The 18,752-nt window shown below is 70.7% G+C and carries 16 protein-coding genes; 8 read left to right on the forward strand and 8 right to left on the reverse strand.

All coding sequences use genetic code 11. The features are described from left to right. Positions 1-184 precede the first annotated feature (184 nt). Positions 185-3,343: a glycoside hydrolase gene (locus H4687_RS07030; protein ID WP_046912690.1), complete on the forward strand. Its 3,159-nt coding sequence runs from the start codon at positions 185-187 to the stop codon at positions 3,341-3,343. A 58-nt stretch (positions 3,344-3,401) separates the two neighbouring features. On the opposite strand, the gene H4687_RS07035 is transcribed toward H4687_RS07030, so the two are convergent. Both H4687_RS07035 and H4687_RS07040 read right to left on the reverse strand, forming a co-directional pair. After that, complete coding sequence (locus H4687_RS07035; RefSeq protein ID WP_046912689.1) at positions 3,402-5,072, reverse strand: cellulase family glycosylhydrolase; 1,671 nt, start codon at positions 5,070-5,072, stop codon at positions 3,402-3,404. 204 nt (positions 5,073-5,276) lie between these two features. After that, positions 5,277-5,417: a hypothetical protein gene (locus H4687_RS07040; protein WP_159392180.1), complete on the reverse strand. Its 141-nt coding sequence runs from the start codon at positions 5,415-5,417 to the stop codon at positions 5,277-5,279. A 178-nt stretch (positions 5,418-5,595) separates the two neighbouring features. Between H4687_RS07040 and H4687_RS07045 the strand changes: the two genes are divergently transcribed. Beyond that, positions 5,596-6,039, forward strand: a complete 444-nt coding sequence (locus H4687_RS07045; RefSeq protein ID WP_233443312.1) for a substrate-binding domain-containing protein — start codon at positions 5,596-5,598, stop codon at positions 6,037-6,039. 167 nt (positions 6,040-6,206) lie between these two features. Here H4687_RS07045 and H4687_RS07050 read toward each other — a convergent pair whose 3' ends face one another. Then, positions 6,207-6,668: a MarR family transcriptional regulator gene (locus H4687_RS07050; RefSeq protein ID WP_046917729.1), complete on the reverse strand. Its 462-nt coding sequence runs from the start codon at positions 6,666-6,668 to the stop codon at positions 6,207-6,209. Between the two features lie 117 nt (positions 6,669-6,785). On the opposite strand from H4687_RS07050, the gene H4687_RS07055 reads away from it, so the two are divergent. From H4687_RS07055 to H4687_RS07075, 5 genes are all read left to right on the forward strand, one after another. Then, positions 6,786-7,178 carry an HGxxPAAW family protein gene (locus tag H4687_RS07055; protein WP_046917728.1) on the forward strand — a complete coding sequence of 131 codons (393 nt, stop codon included), beginning with the start codon at positions 6,786-6,788 and terminating at the stop codon, positions 7,176-7,178. Positions 7,179-7,298: 120 nt separating this feature from the next. Continuing rightward, positions 7,299-7,604 (forward strand): type 1 periplasmic-binding domain-containing protein, encoded by a 306-nt coding sequence (locus tag H4687_RS48430; RefSeq protein WP_046917727.1) that lies wholly within the window; start codon positions 7,299-7,301, stop codon positions 7,602-7,604. 22 nt (positions 7,605-7,626) lie between these two features. Continuing rightward, positions 7,627-8,082 carry a LacI family DNA-binding transcriptional regulator gene (locus H4687_RS48435; protein ID WP_078907105.1) on the forward strand — a complete coding sequence of 152 codons (456 nt, stop codon included), beginning with the start codon at positions 7,627-7,629 and terminating at the stop codon, positions 8,080-8,082. 281 nt (positions 8,083-8,363) lie between these two features. Continuing rightward, a complete protein-coding gene (locus tag H4687_RS07070; protein WP_046917725.1) occupies positions 8,364-10,382 on the forward strand; it encodes a galactose-binding domain-containing protein in 2,019 nt (672 codons plus the stop codon). Positions 10,383-10,409: 27 nt separating this feature from the next. Further along, positions 10,410-11,015: a TetR/AcrR family transcriptional regulator gene (locus H4687_RS07075; RefSeq protein ID WP_046917724.1), complete on the forward strand. Its 606-nt coding sequence runs from the start codon at positions 10,410-10,412 to the stop codon at positions 11,013-11,015. A gap of 4 nt (positions 11,016-11,019) precedes the next feature. Here the strand turns inward: H4687_RS07075 and H4687_RS07080 are convergent, their stop codons facing one another. From H4687_RS07080 to H4687_RS07100, 5 genes are all read right to left on the reverse strand, one after another. Next, the gene (locus tag H4687_RS07080; RefSeq protein ID WP_046917723.1) at positions 11,020-11,595 is read right to left on the reverse strand and encodes a GTP-binding protein; all 576 of its coding nucleotides are present in this window, start codon (positions 11,593-11,595) and stop codon (positions 11,020-11,022) included. Next, positions 11,582-11,938, reverse strand: coding sequence for a DUF742 domain-containing protein (locus H4687_RS07085; protein ID WP_046917722.1), 357 nt, complete (start codon positions 11,936-11,938; stop codon positions 11,582-11,584). The genes H4687_RS07080 and H4687_RS07085 overlap by 14 nt, the downstream gene beginning before the upstream one ends. Before the next feature lies 1 nt (position 11,939). Continuing rightward, a complete protein-coding gene (locus tag H4687_RS07090) occupies positions 11,940-12,368 on the reverse strand; it encodes a roadblock/LC7 domain-containing protein (protein WP_020114533.1) in 429 nt (142 codons plus the stop codon). Between the two features lie 46 nt (positions 12,369-12,414). Beyond that, positions 12,415-14,919 (reverse strand): sensor histidine kinase, encoded by a 2,505-nt coding sequence (locus H4687_RS07095; protein WP_046917721.1) that lies wholly within the window; start codon positions 14,917-14,919, stop codon positions 12,415-12,417. 299 nt (positions 14,920-15,218) lie between these two features. Next, positions 15,219-16,226, reverse strand: coding sequence for a substrate-binding domain-containing protein (locus tag H4687_RS07100; protein ID WP_046917720.1), 1,008 nt, complete (start codon positions 16,224-16,226; stop codon positions 15,219-15,221). 391 nt (positions 16,227-16,617) lie between these two features. Here H4687_RS07100 and H4687_RS07105 point away from each other — a divergent pair, with 391 nt between their 5' ends. Next, positions 16,618-18,672: a pectinesterase family protein gene (locus tag H4687_RS07105; RefSeq protein ID WP_046917719.1), complete on the forward strand. Its 2,055-nt coding sequence runs from the start codon at positions 16,618-16,620 to the stop codon at positions 18,670-18,672. Positions 18,673-18,752: the final 80 nt, after the last annotated feature.

An 18,752-nucleotide genomic window follows, 5' to 3' on the forward strand; every position in this document is an offset into this window, starting at 1 on the left:
GGGACGTTCCTGGGCCGTGCGATCGGTCGTGCCAAATCCATGAACAACAAGGGCTAGAAAGCGCTTTCAGTTTCCTGAATGCTAAGCACGTGTTTTGACCATGTCAACGAAACGGCGTTCGCCTCGTGTTGTGGAAGGGAGTGTCGTGACCCCACGACATCGCATCGTCAGGGCATTGGCGCCCATGTTCCCCCTGGTACTCGGCGCCGGTCTGATGACGGCCCCGCCGGCGACCGCGGACACGACGGCCACGGCGGCCTCGGCGCCGAACTCCGTCACCGTACGGATCGACCCGTCGTACCAGCAGCCGGAGTTCGAGGGATGGGGCACCAGCCTCGTCTGGTTCGCCAACGCCACGGGCGGCTATCCGGAGCCCATCCGAAGACGGCTCGTCGACATGCTGTTCGGTGAGGACGGGCTCCGCCTCAACATCGCGCGCTACAACATCGGCGGCGGCAACGCCCCCGACGTCCGCAAGGACTACATGAAGGCCGGCGCGACGATGGACGGCTTCTGGAAGGCACCGGCGGGCACCACCCGGCAGGACATGGAGTGGTGGGACCCGGACGACCCCGACCACTGGGACTGGAACGCCGACCCGGGCCAGCGCTGGTGGGTGGACCAGGTCAAGGACAAGATCACCAAGTGGGAGGCGTTCAGCAACTCGCCGCCGTGGTTCCAGACCGTCAACGGTTATGTCTCCGGCGGCTTCGACGCGAACACCGACCAGATCCGCGCGGACCGCGTCGACGAGTTCGCCGCCTATCTGGTGCGGGTCACCGAGGAGATGGAGAAGCGGCACGGCATCGACTTCGACACCATCGCCCCGCTGAACGAGCCCAACACCAACTACTGGGGCACCCAGATCGGCGCCGACGGTCAGCCCACCGGCGGCCGTCAGGAAGGCGCGCACGCCGGCCCCGCCCTCCAGCAGAAGGTGCTCCTCGCCCTCGCCAAGGCGCTGCGCGGAGCGAAGACCGACGCCGCGATCTCGGCGATGGACGAGACCAACCCGACGATCTTCACGCAGAACTGGAACGCCTACGACGCCTCCGCCCGGGCGGCCGTCCCCCAGCTCAACGTGCACACCTACGGCACCGGCATGCGCACCAGTGCGCGTGACATCGCCAAGGGCGCGGACAAGAAGCTCTGGATGAGCGAGGTCGAGGGCACCTGGGGCACCGGCAGCGACTTCACGACCATGGAACCGGGCCTCGGTATGGCCACCCGTATGGTCGACGACATGCGTGAACTGGAGCCGTCCGCCTGGGTGTTCTGGCAGCCGATCGAGGACTCGATCCCGCAGGCCGCGGCCGGCAAGAACTGGGGCAGCATCCACGTCCCGTTCAACTGCACGGCCACGGACACCCTGGAGACCTGCCCGATCCGGGCCAACTCCAAGTTCGACACCATCCGGAACTTCACCCATCACATCCGGCCCGGCGACCACTTCGTGAAGGTCGACGACCCCTCCAGCGTCGCCGCCGTCCGCAAGTCCGGCCGGTCGGCCACCGTCGTCCACGTCAACGGCGGTACGACCGCCCGTTCCGTCACCCTGGACCTGTCGCGCTTCCGCAAGATCGACGCGGGCGCCACCGTCACCCCCGTGGTGACCAGCGCGGGCGGGGCCCTGGTCAAGGGCACCCCGGTCCCGGTGACCGATCGCTCGGCCACCCTCGACGTCCCCGCCAAGTCCGTCACCACGTTCCTGGTCGAGGGCGTCCGCGGTGCGGACAAGGACGCCGCCCTCGTCCAGCCCGGTCACGTCTACCGCCTCCAGGGCACGCAGAGCGGCAAGGCGTTCACCCCCTCGCAGGACGGCACCGGTGTCGTCCTGCGCACCACCGACGCCGCGAGCGCCCGGCAGCTGTGGTCGGTGGAGCAGCTGACCTCCGGCACCGGCAACCGTGAGCGCTACGCCCTGACCAACGCGGAGACCGGCAGGCGGCTCGCCGTGCGCGACAACCAGGCCGTCCTCGAAGAGGCCACCGCGGGCGAGGTGCCCGCCGCCGCGCAGTGGCTCATGTCCACCACCGGCGACGGCAGTTGGACGGTGGTGAACGCCGCCACCGGCCGTCTCCTCGACGTCACCGGGCAGTCGTCGGCGGACGGCGCCAAGGTGTCGACGTACACCCCGACGTCGGCGGACAACCAGCGCTGGGCCGTGAGCGACGAGACCGTGCTGAGCACCGAGCGGGCGGAGGCGTTCACCGTCCCGGGTCTGCGGCCGAAGCTGCCGGAGACGGTGACCCCGGTGCTCCGCGACGGCGCCCGGGGCTCCGTGCCCGTGGTGTGGGAGCTGCCGGCGGACCGCAAGTGGCGCAAGTCCGGGACCGTACGCGTCAAGGGCGAGGCCACCGACGTCCTCGGCCGGAAGATCCCCGCGGAGGCCCTCGTCACCGTCGACACGATCGCCTCGACCGTCCCCGGTCGCGCCAAGACGTATGCGGGGGGCGAGCCGGACCTTCCGAAAACGGTGGTCGGCGTCGGCCGGGACGGCGGCCGGACCGCCCTTCCGGTGACCTGGGACCGGGTTCCCGACGGGGCGTTCGACAAGAAGGGCGTCGTGACCCTGACCGGCAGCGCGGAGGTCGTCGACGGTTCCACGGTCGACGCGAGCGTACGCGTCCAGGTCACCGAGGCCGCGGTGACCAACATCGCGCCCGACGCGGGCGTGTCCGTCGCCGCCACCTACACCGAGAGCGGCTACTCCGCCGAGCGGCTGCGCAACGGCAACACCGCCGAGAAGGCCTGGTCCAACTGGAGGTCGGGCACCAAGAACCCGTCCGACACCATCACCTTCGGCCTGCCGAAGGCCCGCGACCTGAGCCGCGTCGTCGCCCACTTCCACCGGGACGGCACCAACGTCTCCTTCCCGCAGAGCCTGAAGGTGCAGGTCAGGGCGGCGGCGGACGGCCTCTGGACCGACGCGGGCGGACCCGTCACGGTCGGCACCGAAGGCACTCCGGTGATCGATGTCCCCCTCGACGCGGGCCCGGTGACCGGGGTGCGCGTGGTCATGACCGCGCGGCAGGGCGGCTACATCACCATGGGCGAGGTCGAGGTGTACGCCAAGGCCCCCGGCGCCTCCTCGGACGCCGCCGCCTCCTCCGTCGAGGTCGACGGGAAGCCGGTCGCCTCCTTCGACCCCGGCACCACCGACTACCGGGTCGTCACCGACGACCCTGCCCGGGCGGAGGTCACGGCGACGGCGCGCGACCCGTACGCGACCGTCACCGTGGACAGGACCGACGGATCCGGTGAGGCCTCGGCCGTCGTCACCGTGCGCGGTGAGGACGGTTCCGAGACCCGGAAGTACCGGATCGAGCTGGTACGCGGCTGAGGTGAACCGGCCGGGGGCCACGAGCGGGCCCCCGCCGGTTCACCGCGTCACGGCCCGGTCAACTCTTCGCGCAGGCCGCCCCGTTGAGCGTGAAGGCCGTCGGCGCGGTGTTCGTGGCGCCCTTGCCGCCGATGAACCCGAGCGTCACCGAGCCCGCGGCCGGGATGGTGGAGGTGTAGGAAGCGGGCTTCACGCTCACCGATCCACCGCTCTGCGTGGGAGTCCCGCCCCACATGTTGCCGATGGTCTGGCCGTCGGCGAAGGCGAAGGCGAGGGTCCAGCCGCTGACGGCGGTGGTGCCGGTGTTGCGGATGACGATCTCGCCCTGGAAGCCGCCGGGCCACTCGTTGGTGGCCCGGTACGTCACCGCGCAGTTCCCGGCGGGGGTGCCACCGCCCTCGTCCGTCGTGATGTTCACCGTGGCCGAACGGTTCGACCGGTTCCCGGCGGCGTCACGGGCGTAGACGGCGAAGGTGTACGCCGTGCCGGCCGTGAGACCGGTCAGGGTCGCCGAGTGGGTGGTGGAGGCGGCGAGCCTGGTCTCGGTGGAGCCGCTCACCCTGACGATGTCGTAGCCGGTGACGCCGACGTTGTCCGTCGCGGCGGTCCAGGACAGGGTGGCGGAGGTCGCGGTCACCGCGGAGGCGGTCGGTGTGCCGGGGGTGGTCGGCGCCTGGGTGTCGCCCGGGGTGCCGCCGAAGACCGTGGCCTCCTTCGCCGTCCGCGCGATGCCGTTCGCGCCGTTGAAGATGCGCTCGCCCCAGGCGCTGAGCCGGGTGGGGTCGAAGCCGATCGACAGGTCGAGGACCGGGTCGGTGTTGCCGCTCCAGGACCAGGCCAGGTAACCGAGGTCCAGCCGCTCGGCGGCGGCCATCATGGTGTCCTCGTCCGGGTCGCCCCACTGGTCGGCGGGCCCGCCGAACTCGCCGATGAGGAGGGGCAGTCCGGCGTCCACGAAGGCGTTCAGGTAGTCCGTGATCTCGGCGGCGGTGTCGAAGACGCTGTACATGTGGATCGAGAAGATGAGATCGCCGGTGGTGTCGGCGTCGTACACGGACCGGGCGTTGGCGCGCATGACGCCCTGCCAGTCCTGGCCCCAGTTGGGCGCGTCGACCATGATCGTGTGCTCGAAGCCCGCGGCTCGCAGCTTCTGCACGGCGGCCTTGGTGGGGGCGGTCCAGCCCGCGGGGTCGGTGTTGCCCCAGGGCTCGTTGCCGATGTTGACGATGACGTAGTTCTCCTCGCCGGCGAGGACGTCCTTGAGGCTGATCCAGTAGTCGGCCGCGTGGTCGAGCGTCCCGGCCGCGGCCTCCTCGCCGTATCCGGTGGTGTCGTGCACCTCCAGGACGCAGATGAGCCGGTTGGCCTTGCACTGGGCGACGACGTTCGCCACGTCGGCGGGGCTGTTCTTCGTCCACCGGTGCCCGTCGGAGAGGACGACACGGACGGTGTTGGCGCCGAGCGCCTTGATGTCGGCCAGCGACCGCGTCTCGCCCGGGTACCAGGTGTGGGCGTGGTTGACGCCGCGCATCACGAAGTCGTTGCCGTTGCCCTCCACGAGCCGGCCGTCGCTGATGTGCAGGCCGGTGGCCCGGGCGTCGGACGCCGACTGGGCCAGGGCGACGGCCGGGGCGAGGACGCCGAGGAGCGCGAGTCCGATCAGGCCGGCGAGTCCTGCCAGCAGGGTGGTCAGGGGGTTTCTTCGCTGCGTGCTTCGTCCTGTTCTCATTGCGACTCCAAGTGGGGGTGGGCGCCGAGAAGCTCAGGCATCAGTAGAGGTGTGGGGGGTGGGCAGTGTGGGAGCGCTCCCATAGACCCATCAAGCCGCGTACACGTCAACCCTGCGCGCACGTTCGGGGCGCTCGGCTCTGTCGGGCCGTCTCGGCCCGTTCGGCCCGTTCGGCCCGTTCGGCTGGCTCGGCCCGCGGCGCACTCAGCGCCGAAGACCGGCCCGGACCGCCACGGCGACCACCGCGTCCCGTTCCGCTCCGGTGAGCCGGCCCTCGGAGACCCACGCGTCGGCGAGGGCCCGTACGGCCCCCACGAGCGTTCGGCGGGTGGGGGGTTGGGACATGCTTCACGACTGCGATCATCGGTCGTTCGGTGGGGGGTGTGGAGCAGTGGGGGTCGCCGGGTGACCGCCCGGTCGGGGCGGGGCGGGGGCCAACCAGTGGTCAGGAGGGCCCGTCGAGACGACCGTGGGGGCGAGACGGTACACAGCCCCCGTCACGGCTCGCCCCGCCTGGGTCCCGGTGTCGTCCTCGCGGGCCGCGCACGCCCACCTCCCCGACCAGGCCGCGCTCGCCGACGCCGGGCTCGGCCTGGTCGGGGAGCCGCGGTTCGGCGCCTGGTCGGAGGGGTGGGGACGGGCCGCCACCGCCATGCTGCTCGACCGCCACCCCGAACTCGACGCCGTCCTGTGCGGCAGCGACCAGATCGCCCGGGGCGTCATGGAGGTCCTGCGCGAGCGCGGCCACCGCGTGCCCGACGACATCGCCGTCATGGGCTTCGACAACCGACAGATCATGACCGCCGGTTCCCGACCTCCGCCGACCAGCGTCGACATGAACCTGGAACAGGTCGGCCGAGCAGCCGCCCACGCCCTGTTCGCCGCGATCGCCGGGACCTCGCGCACCGGCATCGACACCCTCCCCTGCAAGGTGGTGATCAGGGGTTCGACAGCACCGCTGTCCTGAGGAGCCACCGCGCATGCCGTACGACACCCGCCCCGCACCACGTCCGTAGGACCCGCCCTCGCCGCGGCGGCCTGCACCCGCAGCGGCTCCCGGACGCGCCGCCCACACAAGCCACCCACCCCCGCCCGCCCGGCCACCCATCCGGCCGGCCACACCCTCGCCACCGCCTAACCCGCCTCCTCCAGATACCCCCGCGCCAACTCCCCCGCCCGTCCGAACCAGTCCGTGAGCAGGGCCAGTTCGTCGGCTGAGTACCGCGCGAACAACTCGGCGAGGCGGGCGTAGAACGGGCCGTAGACGGCCACCACCCGCTCGGCGGCGTCGGGGACCGCGACCACGCGGACCCGGCGGCGGTCGGCCGGGTCCGGCCGTCGGGTCACGAAGCCGCCGCGTTCCAGACGGTTGAGGATGCCGGTCACCGCGCCCGTGGTGACGTGTGCGCGAGCGGCCAGATCACCGGCGGTGACCGGTGCCTCCCCGGCCTCCAAGACGTACGCGAAACAGACGAGGTCCGTGACGCTCAGCCCGAGGTTCCGCGCGAACTCCTGCTGGCCGACGATCATCGTCGCGATCAGGCCGTCCATCGCGCTGATGGCTTCCGGGACGGTGGGGCGGCGTTCGGACTCCATTGAAGTTGCCTCCGAGGCAAGCTACATTCCTTACTTACTAAGACATCATAGTCGGCGCCGTGGGCGTGGCCGCGGCATGCCGTGACACGGAACGGCGCGCGCGAGGGGAGCAGTCACGTGAGTCTTCACGACGAGGGCCACACCGTCGCCGGCTGGACCGGCACCGCCATCGGCACCACAGGGTCGGCGCTTCTCGGCCTGGGGGTCTGCGGCTGGACCCCGGGGTTCGCCCTGGGCGCCACCGTCTCGGTCCTGGCCCTCCTGGTCACCTGGGGCCTGCACCTCGCCGGCTGGGGCAAGCCGCCCGGCCCCCGCCCCCGCGACCAGTGGGCCCTCGGGGTCCGCGACCGCTCCGCGCGCGGCGGCCACGGGGACTGCCTCGGCTGCCGCCTGGCCGGACGCCGCCGCACCCCGGCCCCGCTCCCGGTCGTACCCGGACCCGCCACCGGCCCGGAAGGCGCCGAGGTCGCCGCGCCCGCCACGCCAGCGGCCGCCGACTCCCCCGCCTGACCCGACCGCCGGACCCATCGCAGTAGACGCCTACCGGAATGGTGGGCCCAGGTTCACGCACCCCGACCCTGGTGTGCGCCACGCACGACGACTCGGCCCGAGGACGACCTGGTCCAGCTGATGCGCCAGCAGCACGCGGCGGCGGTCCTCCTCGTCGGCGGGGCCCGGCAGGGCGAGGCGTACCGGCGCAGGATGGCCGGTTACGCGACGGCCCTGGACGCGGTGGGCTCCCGGCTGGTCCTGGTGGGCCGCCCGCCGCTGCCCGGCGATCTGCCGGTGACGGTGGTGCAGTACGACAACCGGGGTGGCGCCTTCCAGGCCGCCGACCATCTGCTGACCGCCGGACACCGGTCCACGCTGTCGGCGACCGCGCCGCCCCACAGCGCGAACACCACCAGGGGAAGCAGGCCGGCGAGGCTCGCGTAGCCGACCCAGGCGGGTCCTCTTCCTGGGCGGGTACCCCGGACTCAGCACCGCCGACCAGCGCCGGGACGGATTCCTGCACGCTCTGCGCGCACACGGGGTGGCGCACACTGAGGAGTTGGAGCTGCCGGGCCCGTACACCCGCGTCTCGGGCTGTCAGCGCACCCGGGAGGCGCTGGCGGCCGGCCTGGACTTCACCGCGGTCTTCGCGGGCACCGACATGGTGGCGACGGGGGCGCTGGCCGCGCTGCGCGAGGCCGGTCTCGACGTCCCGGGCGACATCTCCCTGATCGGCTTCGACGACGTCCCGTTCGCCGCCGGCCTCTCCCCCGCGCTGACCACGGTGCGGGTGCCGTACGAGGATCTGGGGCGCGCGGCGGTCCGGTTGGCGCTGGAGCGCGAGGAGCGCCTCGGGGGCGACGACCACGTGGTGCGGGGCACGCAGTTGGTGATCCGGCAGTCGGTCCGCACGCCTTCCTGAGACCTGCGAGCAACCTCCTTTTCTTCACGGGAACTTGACGAAGTGTTCTCCCGCATTAGGGCAATGACCGGCATCAGGTCAAGCGTCCCGGACTATTGACTCGGATCACCTCAGTGGCGATTCTCGTCACATCGCTTGTGCCAGCCATGACAATCGGACTAAGGCGTCGTGGGTGTTCACCGCGTCCCGGAACGGTCTGGCCGATCGACCGTGCATCCCCCTGACCGAGGACGTGAGTGATGACCAGGACTCCACGCGCCCGTAGCCGACGCAGACCCCTCATGGTGCTGGCGCTGTTCCTCACCGCGATGGGCATGCTGCTCAGCCCGTCGCCGAGTTCGGCCGCCACCGGCGAATGGTGGCTGCCCACCTCACGGCCGTCGCCCGACTCCCAGATCAACGTGACGGGTGAGCCGTTCAAGGGGACCGACGCGGCGGGCGACGTGCGCGGCTTCGTCGACGCCCACAACCACCTGTTCTCCAACGAGGCGTTCGGCGGCCGTCTCATCTGCGGCAAGGTGTTCTCGCAGTCCGGCATCGCCGACGCGCTGAAGGACTGTCCGGAGCACTACCCGGACGGCAACCTCGCGCTGTTCGACTACATCACCCACGGCGGCGACGGCAAGCACGACCCGGTCGGCTACCCGACGTTCAAGGACTGGCCGGCGTACGACTCGATGACGCACCAGGCCAACTACTACGCCTGGATCGAGCGCGCCTGGCGCGGCGGTCAGCGGGTGCTGGTCAACGACCTGGTCACCAACGGGATGATCTGCTCGATCTACCCGTTCAAGGACCGCGGTTGCGACGAGATGACCTCGATCCGGCTGCAGGCGAAGCTGACGTACGACCTCCAGGACTACATCGACGCGCAGTACGGCGGCGCCGGCAAGGGCTGGTTCCGGATCGTCACCGACAGCGCGCAGGCCCGTGAGGTCATCAAGCAGGGCAAGCTCGCCGTCGTCCTCGGTGTGGAGACCTCCGAGCCGTTCGGCTGCAAGCAGATCCTCGACATCGCCCAGTGCAGCAAGGCGGACATCGACAAGGGCCTCGACGAGCTGTACGGCCTCGGTGTGCGCAGCATGTTCCTGTGCCACAAGTTCGACAACGCGCTGTGCGGTGTCCGCTTCGACGAGCACGGTCTCGGTACGGCGATCAACGTCGGCCAGTTCCTGTCGACCGGCACCTTCTGGCAGACGGAGAAGTGCAAGGGCCCCCAGAAGGACAACCCGATCGGTGACGCGGCGACGAAGGCCGAGGAGGACCTGCCGGAGGGCACCGAGGTCCCGGAGTACGACGACAACGCGCAGTGCAACGTGCGCGGGCTGACCGATCTCGGTGAGTACGCCGTGCAGGGCATGATGAAGCGCAAGATGATGCTCGAGATCGACCACATGAGCGTCAAGGCCACCGGCCAGGTGCTGGACATGTTCGAGGCCGCGTCCTACCCGGGCGTGCTGTCCTCGCACAGCTGGATGGACCTGAACTGGACCGAGCGGGTCTACTCCCTCGGCGGTTTCGTCGCCCAGTACATGCACGGCTCCGAGGAGTTCGCCAAGGAGGCCGCGCGCACGGACGCGCTGCGGACCAAGTACGACGTGGGCTACGGCTACGGCACCGACTTCAACGGCATCGGCGACCACCCCGCCCCGCGCGGCGCGAACACCTCCAACCCGGTGAAGTACCCCTTCAAGAGCGTCGACGGCGGCTCCACGATCGACAAGCAGACCACCGGACAGCGCACCTTCGACTACAACACCGACGGCGCCGCCCACGTCGGCATGATCCCGGACTGGATCGAGGACATCCGGCAGGTCGGCGGTCAGGGCGCCGTGGACGACCTCTTCAAGGGCGCCGAGTCCTACCTCGGCACCTGGGGCTCCTCCGAGGGTCACCAGGCGGGCGTCAACCTGGCCAAGGGGAAGACGGCGACGGCCAGTGCGTCCGAGTCGAACCCGGTCACCAGCTACCAGCCCGGCCGGGCCGTGGACGGTGACGGCGGCACCCGCTGGGCGAGCGACTGGAGCGACTCCCAGTGGTGGAAGGTGGACCTCGGCGCCTCGCACACGATCCGCAAGGTCACCCTGGACTGGGAGCGGGCCTACGGCAAGGCGTACCAGATCGACGTCTCAACCGACGGCTCGACCTGGAAGACGGTCTGGTCCACCACTTCGGGTGACGGCGGCCTCGACACGGCCAAGTTCTCCGCGGTGACGGCCAGATATGTTCGGATGCTGGGGACCGACCGCGGTACGGACTGGGGTTACTCCCTCTACGAGGTCGGCGTCTACAGCAGCTGACCGCATCCGACGGGGGAAGGGAACCACATGGCACGCCTGCCGTCGGCCGAGCGACGCAGACAGCTCACCGAGGCCGCGATCCGCGCGATGACCCGGGACGGCGTCCCCAGGACGACGACCCGGTCCATCGCGGCCGAGGCGGGCGTGTCGCTGAGCGTCTTCCACTACTGCTTCGAGTCGAAGCAGGAACTGCTGGAGTCCGTCATCACCACCATCACCGGGCACTACGTGGCCCTGGTGCGGGAGGCGATCCGGCCGAGGGAGACGCTCAGGGAGACCGTCCGGGCCGGTTTCCAGGCGTACTGGGACCACGTGTCCGCCCACCCGGGCGAGCACATGCTCACCTACGAGCTGACCCAGTACGCCCTGCGGGAGCCCGGATTCGAGCATCTGGCGCGGCGGCAGTACGAGATGTACCGCGTCACCTACGCCGATCTGATCGAGCAGCTGCGCGGGACGATGGGGTTCGAACTGACGGTGCCCGTCCCGGTCCTGGCGCGCTACCTGGCCGCCATGACGGACGGCCTCACCCTCAACTTCCTCGTCCTCGGCGACGACGCCGCCTGGGCGGACATCCTCGACACCATCACCGACCATGTGGCCGGCCTGGTCCGCGAGGAGGTCCGCCCGTAGTCCCTCAGCGGGCCGACGCGGCGATCAGCTGGTCCAGGAGGGCGATCAGGACGTCCCGGCAGGAGGCGCGCTCGCGGGCGTCGAAGAGCAGGACGGGGGTGTTCTCCGGCAGCGCCAGGGACTCGCGGATCACCTCGGGTTCGTAGGGGTGCTCGCCGTGGAACCCGTTGACGCCGATGACGAACGGGATCTTGCGGCGTTCGAAGAAGTCGATGGCGGCGAAGCTGGACTCGGGCCGGCGCACGTCGACGAGGACGACGGCACCGAGGGCTCCGATGGACAGGTCGTTCCACATGAACCAGAACCGCTGCTGTCCGGGCGTGCCGAACAGATAGAGCACGAGGTCCTGGCCGATGCTGATCCGGCCGAAGTCGAGGGCCACCGTGGTGGCGTTCTTCTCGGGGATGCCGTCGAGGTCGTCGACGCCGAGACCGGCCGTGGTGAGGGGTTCCTCCGTGCGCAGCGGGACGATCTCGCTGACCGACCCGACCATGGTCGTCTTTCCGACGCCGAAGCCGCCGGCGATGAGGATCTTCACCGTGTCGGGAGCCGCGATCACCTGGGGGTCAGAGCCGGCCAAGACCGTCCCTCACTTTCTTCAGCAGGTCCAGGTCGGGGGCGCGGGAGATCAGCCGTGGCTGGCGGACGCTGATCCGGCCCGCCTCCAGCAGGTCGCAGAGCATGATGGCGACCACGCTCACCGGGAGGTCGAGCTCGCTGGCCAGCTCCGCCACCACCATCGGCCTCGCGCACAGTCTGAGGATGCGGGCGTGTTCCGGCTGGGGCCGGGTGCCGCCGGCCGGCTGCGGGTCCACGGCCGTGACCGTGGTGATGAGGGTGAAGTCGCCACGGGCGGGCCGGGTCCGGCCGCCCGTCAGGGTGAACGGGCGAACCAGCCGGCCCGCCGCGTCGCCTCCGTTCACCTCACTCGCCGCTGTCGGCCGCGACGACACCCGCGCGTGGGGCCGCGCTGAGGTGCTCGCCGATCTTCTTCACCAGCATGTTCATCTGGTACGCCACCACGCCGACGTCGGCGCCCTGCCGGGTCAGCACGGCGAGGTTGGCGCCGGGTCCGGCGTTGGTGAGGATGAGGAAGGCGTTGCCCATCTCGATGAGCAACTGGCGCACGGGACCGCCGCGGAAGTCCATGCTGACGCCCTTGCTGAGGCTCATCAGGCCGGACGCCGTCGCCGCCAGCCGCTCGGCGTCGTCGCGCAGGAACGCGGTGGACTTGCTGACGACCAGTCCGTCCTCGGAGAGCACGACGGCGTGGTCGACCTCGGCGACCCGGTCCACCAGTCCGGTGAGCAGCTGGTCGAGCTGGCTGTGCGTGGCGGGGATGGGGCGTGTCATCTGTGTGTCCTTCAAAGAGCGGTCTGCGTGGGGAGTCGATGGGCCGTCAGGTGCCGGAGGCGGGGACGCGGTCCCCCGGTTCTTCGGATGCGGATCCCTCCCCCGGGGCGTACTCGGATTCCGCGTCGTCGTCACGTGCCTGGAGGGTGCCGCGCTGGAAACCGGCGAGCGAGGAGGCCGCGCGCTCGGCCGTGAAGTCGTCGGCGTCGCCCTCGGGGCAGGGTCCGGCCTCCTCCTTCAGCTCGGCGGCCAGGCTGGTCTGCGGGATCCGGCGGGGCAGCGGCATCGGGCCGCCCTTCTTCCCGGCCGGGGACCTGCTCCCGGCGGCCGTCCGTGTCCCGTTCGCGGCCCTGACGGCGTCGGCGATCCGCCCGCCGGCGCTCTTGGCCGCGTCGGCGCCGTCAGGGGCGTCGGCACTCTTGGCCGGGTCGGCGCCGTCGGGGGCGTCGGCGCTCTCGGGGGCGTGGGCGGTCCGCTCCCGCGGCGCGCCGTCCGCCTCCTGTTCCCCGGGTCCGGGCTCGGGGCGGGCGCCCGACGAGGTCGCGGCGACCCGGGCGGCCACCAGCGAGGTACGGGCGGGCGGTTCGTCGGCCTCGGGGCCGTCCTCGTCGGGGGTGGGGGCCTCGCGGACCACGGTCTCGTCCGGGATCAGCACGATCGCGGTGGTGCCGCCGTACGGCGAGGCCCGCAGGGTGACGGTGATGCCGTGGCGGGTGGCCAGCCGGGCGATGACGAACATGCCGAGCCGGAGGTCGTCGGCGAGCGCGACCACGTCGAACTGCGGAGGCACCGCCAGTTGGGCGTTGAACGCGGCGTAGTCCTCCTCGGACATGCCCAGCCCCCGGTCCTCGACCTCCAGGGCGAGCCCCTTGGCGACGGTCGCGGCGCGGACGCTGACCGGACTCGGGGCGGGCGAGTAGGAGGTCGCGTTGTCGATGAGTTCGGCGAGGAGGTGGATGACGTCGGCCACGGCGGGCGGGGCGATCCACACGTCGTCGTCGGCGTGCACCTCCACCCGCTGGTACTGGGCGACCTCGCCGACGGCGCTGCGCAGGATGTCGATCAGCGCGACCGGTTCGGTCCAGCTGCGGCCGGGGCGCTCACCGCTGATGATGACCAGGTTCTCTTCGTAGCGGCGCAACTGGCTGGCCGTGGAGTCCAGTTCGTAGAGGCCCTTGAGGATCTCGGGGTCCTGGTGCTGGCGTTCCAGCTTGTCGAGCTTGGTGAGCTGGAGGTTGACCAGGTTCTGGCTCTGCCGGGCGATGCCGAGGATGACGCGCTGGAAGCCGCGCCGGGTGTCGGCGAGTTCCACGGCGGTGTGGACGGCGGTGCGCTGGGCGGCGTTGAACGCCTTGGCGACCTGGCCGAGTTCGTCGGTGCCGTAGTCCAGCGGGGCCGAGGCGGCGTCCGCGTCGACCTTCTCGCCACGGTCCAGGCGGGCGACGATGTCGGGCAGCCGCTCCTCGGCGAGGCTGAGGGTGGCCGTGCGCAGCCCCGTGAGCCTGCGGGACAGCGAACGGGTGATGCGCCAGGACATCACGATGCACAGCAGCAGCGCGGCGAGACCGCCGGCGCTCAGCGAGCCGGCCGTGATCAGCAGACCGCGCGCCTCCTCGCCACTGCGCTCCAGCAGTCCCTGGGTCTGCGCGCGGATCAACGTCTCGTACTGGGCGGAGAGCTTCGTCATCGCGGCGTCCCAGCGCGCCTGCGCCCGCGGCAGTTCGGTCCGGCGGGACTCCCCGTTTCCGGTGGTGCGGGCCGACAGGACCTCGTCCTCCACGGACAGCAGCGCCTGCCAGTCCCTGCCCTGGACGATCCGCTCGACCTCGGTCTTCACCTCGCCCTCCAACGAGGGAACGAGCTGGTTGTCCACGAGCCAGCGGCGGGCGTTGACCACCTGGGCGAAATTGTTCCGGGTCGGCTCGTCGAGGCGGCCCGAGGGCCAGTTGAGGGTGAGGAACGCGTCCTCCTGCGAGACCAGCTCCGCGGCCTGTGCGATGGTGACGAGGGGACCGGCCTGCGAGGTGAGGTCGCCGTCGTCGACCTGGGTCAGCTGCTGGAAGGCGTGGATCTGGCCGTCGATGATCGAGCTGTAGTGCTCCAGGACCTGCTCGGGCGTGATGTCGGTGGGGTTGTCCACCTGGTCCCGGTAGTACTCCAGGCTGTTGGAGGCTCCCATGACCGAGTACAGCTGGTCGCCGATGCGGTCGGGGGCGCGCTCGATCTCGCTCGCGCGGCGGTCCAGCTTGGCGACCGCCCGGTCGGTCTGGTGGCGCTGCTTGTCCAGGGCCTTCGTCGAGCTGCCGGGGGCCGCCATGTAGGCGGCGGACAGGGCTCGCTCGCGCTGCAGGGCGAGGGTCGCCTCGGTTCCCATGGCGCCGGTGGACTTGCTCAGGCCGGTCTGCGTCCGCAGCTGCAGTCCCTCGGAGAACATCTGGGTCGTCGTCACACCCCAGCTCACCGCCAGCGTGACGCTGGGGATCAGGGCCAGGGTGATCAGCGAGAGACGTATGGAGCCGAGACGGCGCCGGGCGCCGGTCCGTGGGGGCATCGTCGTCCTTGGGCGGTTGGCGGGGAGCGGAAGGAAGCGGGGGACGGGGTGACGGGCGTCCGGAAAAGGCGGGTGGACACCTGTCAGTAGGGCGCACAGGGGATGCGCAGGATGTTATCCGTACAAGTGAGCGCAGGGTGCAGGGGCGGTCGGAAGTTTGGCGTCGCCGTTACACGACCGTTCCGCTTGCTTGGGTTCCGTGGCACCGTCGCGTCCGAACGGAGGGTTCCGTCTGCCCCCGTGCCGCGGCTGGGCGGCTGCGGCCGACCGGGGGTTCACGGGGTCCCGGACCGGTCACGTCAACGGGTCCCGTTCTCCGCGAACTCGGCGACTCCCGCGATGTTCTTCCTGGTCACGAACGCGGGGCCGGTGAGCACGGGTGCGACACCGCCACCGCTGACGTTGCCGTTGGTCCGGTACAGCCACAGCCCGTCGACGGCGAGGTAGCCCTGCAGGTAGGGCTGTTGGTCCACCGCGAACTGGACGTCCCCGTCCCGCACCGCCTCGACCAGATCCTTGTTGAGGTCGAACGTGGCGACCTTGGACTTGCTGCCGGCGTCGCGAACCGAGTCCACGGCGGCGAGCGCGAACTGCGCCCCGAGCGTGACGACCTCGTCGACGGAGGGGTCCTGGCGGAGCTTCGCGGCGATCGAGTCGGTCACGGCGTCGATGTCGGTGCCGTCCACGTACAGGTTCTCGGTCTGGCCGCCGAAGGTCTTCCGTACGCCGGCGCAGCGGGCCTCCAGGGCGACGTTGCCACGCTCGTGGATGACGCACAGGGCCCGTTTGGCCGCGCGGGCGTCGAGTTCGTTGCCGAGCGCCCGGCCGGCCACGCTCTCGTCCTGGCCGTAGAAGGCCAGCAGACCCTGCGCCTGCCAGGCGCCGATGCCGGAGTTGAGACCCACCACCGGTATGCCGGCCGCGCGGGCCTCGGCGACCGCGCCGCGCACCGCCTGCGGCTTGGCCAGGGTCACCGCGATGCCGTCGACCTTGTCGGCGATCGCGTCCCGCACCAGTTTCGCCTGTCCGGCGGGGTCGGGGTCGCTGACGAAGGTCAGGTCGATGCCGTCCTTCGCCGCCGCGACCTGCGCTCCCTTGCGGACCAGGTCCCAGAAGGCGTCCCCCTCGGCGCTGTGCGTGATCAGCGCGACCTTCATCCCACCCGCGCCACCCGACGCGTCCGTGTCCGAATCGGCCCCCGAGCCGCCGAACACCGAGCAGCCGGCGACGGTCAGGCAGAGGGCGGCGGCGAGCGCCGTGGCGCGGAAGGCGGTGAAGACCCTGTGGGACGCGGGCGATGGGTTCATGGGGGCGCGGCACCTCGCTGTGCGACCGGACGGGAGGTCGGGGGGAGCGACATCACCGTCATCACCGCGATGACGTGCGGCGACTGGCTGACTTTCGCTGGGCGGAGCCAATCGCGTGTGACGCCCGGTAGTCAAGTGAACAACGTAATCGATGTGTTGCTGTGACGACCCGATCCTGACCTGCGCGCACGTGTCAACGACCGTCCCGGGTCCGGGCCCGCGGACCTGGACCGTTCCAGTGCGCGCGCCGAAGTCGATTCCCGGCCATCCCCGGCCTCTCCCGAAGTGCCGGTGTTCCGGCCGAAATTCGCCCCGGCAGGCGGCAACCTCTGCGCATCCGGCGGCGACTGCTCGGCTGACGACCCTCCCCCGCACGGAACGGAAGCGACGCGTGAGCGAGAACCACGGCAAGGCCCGCCACCGCAGAAGGAAGACCGCCGTCGTGGCCGGTGTCCCCCTGACCCTGGCCGCCGCCGGGACCATGGCCTACGGCACGGTCTTCGGCGTGTTCGGCGCGGACGCCCAGCCCCGGGCCGCGGCGGCCGCCCCCACCTGGGCCACCGCGAGCGCCGACGGGTTCGCCTCGGTGAACGCGCTGGGCCAGAACGGCACCTACGGCGGCCGGGACGGCCGAACGGTCACCGTGAAGACCCTGGCCGATCTGGAGAAGTACGCCACCGCCGCCGAGCCGTACGTCATCGTCGTGGCGGCGACCATCGACATGAACCCGGTCGGCAAGGAGATCAGGGTCGCCTCGGACAAGACGATCGTCGGCTCCGGCACCTCCGGCCACATCGTGGGCGGCGGCTTCTTCCTCGGCCAGGGCGTCCACAACGTCGTCATCCGCAACCTGACGATCCGCGACTCCTACCAGGGCACCTGGAACGACAAGGACCACGACTTCGACGCGATCCAGATGGACGGCGCCCACCACGTCTGGATCGACCACAACGACCTGCGGCACATGGCGGACGGCCTCATCGACAGCCGCAAGGACACCACCTACGTCACGGTGTCCTGGAACAAGCTCAGCCAGAACAACAAGACCTTCGGCATCGGCTGGACCACCAACACCACCGCCGACCTGACGATCCACCACAACTGGTTCCGCGACACCGAACAGCGCAACCCCTCCACCGACAACGTGGCCCACGCGCATCTCTACAACAACTTCCTGGAGGACGTCTCCGGCACGGACATCGCCTCCTCATACGGCAACTACGCGCGCGGCAACACGAAGATGGTCCTGGAGAACAGCTACTTCCAGGGCATGCGGAACCCGGTCACCAAGGACGCGACGGCCGCCCTGGTCCAGCGGGGCAACGTCTTCTCCGGCACCTCCGGCCGCAACGAGAGCGGCGGCACGGCCTTCGACCCGAAGACGTACTACGGCTACACCCTCGACAAGGCGGCCGACGTACCGGCGCTGCTCAAGTCCGGTGCGGGTCCGCGGAGTTCGATCGGTACGACGGCGACCACCAAGGCAGCCGCCGCCACCACGCTCACCGTCGCCAAGGACGGCAGCGGCCAGTTCACCAGCGTGCAGAAGGCCGTCGACGCGGTACCCGCGAACAACCCCTCGCGAGTGGTGATCTCGGTCAAGCCGGGCACCTACCGGGAACTCGTCAAGGTCCCGTCCAACAAGCCGCACGTCACCATCCAGGGCTCCGGCGGCAGCCGCAAGGACACCACGATCGTCTACAACAACGCGTCCGGCACGCCCAAGCCGGGCGGCGGCACCTACGGGACCGGCGGCAGCGCCACCGTCGCCGTCGAGGCGGACGACTTCCAGGCCCGCAACCTGACCATCTCCAACGACTTCGACGAGGCCGCCAACCAGTCCCTCGACGGCCACCAGGCGGTCGCCCTGCGCACCGCGGCCGACAAGGTCCTCCTCGACGGCGTCATCGTCTCCGGCGACCAGGACACCCTGCTGCTGGACACGGCCTCGAAGGACAAGCTCGGCCGGGTCTACGTCACGAACTCCTACGTCATCGGCAACGTCGACTTCATCTTCGGCCGGGCCACGGCCGTCGTCGACAGGTCGGTCATCACCCTGAAGAAGCGCTGGAACGGCACCTCCGCCGGCTACGTCACCGCCCCGAGCACGGCCGCGAACCGCAAGGGCTTCCTGATCACCGACTCCACCGTCAACGGTGACGTGTCCGACCGCAGCTTCCACCTCGGCCGCCCCTGGCACGCGGGGGGCGACGCCTCCCTCGACCCGCAGACGACGGTCCGCAACACCAGCCTCAGCGCCGCGATCAGGACCGCGCCGTGGACCGACATGAGCGGCTTCTCCTGGAAGGACGACCGGTTCGCCGAGTACAAGAACACCGGTCCGGGAGCGGGCGGCGCGAGCACCGACCGTCCGCACCTGACCGACGCCCAGGCCGCCGGCCAGGAGGTCGCGGACTGGCTGGCCGGCTGGACGCCGAGCGCCTGAGGACGCCGGGTAGGGCGGGTACGGCCTGTACGGGCGGGTGGTGCGGGTACGGCGGACGACGCACCGCTCCGGGTTTCTGT

It is taken from the genome of Streptomyces stelliscabiei (genome assembly GCF_014873495.1).
Taxonomy (GTDB): domain Bacteria; phylum Actinomycetota; class Actinomycetes; order Streptomycetales; family Streptomycetaceae; genus Streptomyces; species Streptomyces bottropensis.

Coding starts and splice junctions, on each gene's coding strand:
- H4687_RS07030 (WP_046912690.1), top strand. CDS start 185: ATGTTCCCCCTGGTACTCGGCGCCGGTCTGATGACGGCCCCGCCGGCG.
- H4687_RS07035 (WP_046912689.1), bottom strand. CDS start 5,072: ATGAGAACAGGACGAAGCACGCAGCGAAGAAACCCCCTGACCACCCTG.
- H4687_RS07040 (WP_159392180.1), bottom strand. CDS start 5,417: ATGTCCCAACCCCCCACCCGCCGAACGCTCGTGGGGGCCGTACGGGCC.
- H4687_RS07050 (WP_046917729.1), bottom strand. CDS start 6,668: ATGGAGTCCGAACGCCGCCCCACCGTCCCGGAAGCCATCAGCGCGATG.
- H4687_RS48430 (WP_046917727.1), top strand. CDS start 7,299: ATGCGCCAGCAGCACGCGGCGGCGGTCCTCCTCGTCGGCGGGGCCCGG.
- H4687_RS07070 (WP_046917725.1), top strand. CDS start 8,364: ATGGTGCTGGCGCTGTTCCTCACCGCGATGGGCATGCTGCTCAGCCCG.
- H4687_RS07075 (WP_046917724.1), top strand. CDS start 10,410: ATGGCACGCCTGCCGTCGGCCGAGCGACGCAGACAGCTCACCGAGGCC.
- H4687_RS07090 (WP_020114533.1), bottom strand. CDS start 12,368: ATGACACGCCCCATCCCCGCCACGCACAGCCAGCTCGACCAGCTGCTC.
- H4687_RS07095 (WP_046917721.1), bottom strand. CDS start 14,919: ATGCCCCCACGGACCGGCGCCCGGCGCCGTCTCGGCTCCATACGTCTC.
- H4687_RS07100 (WP_046917720.1), bottom strand. CDS start 16,226: ATGAACCCATCGCCCGCGTCCCACAGGGTCTTCACCGCCTTCCGCGCC.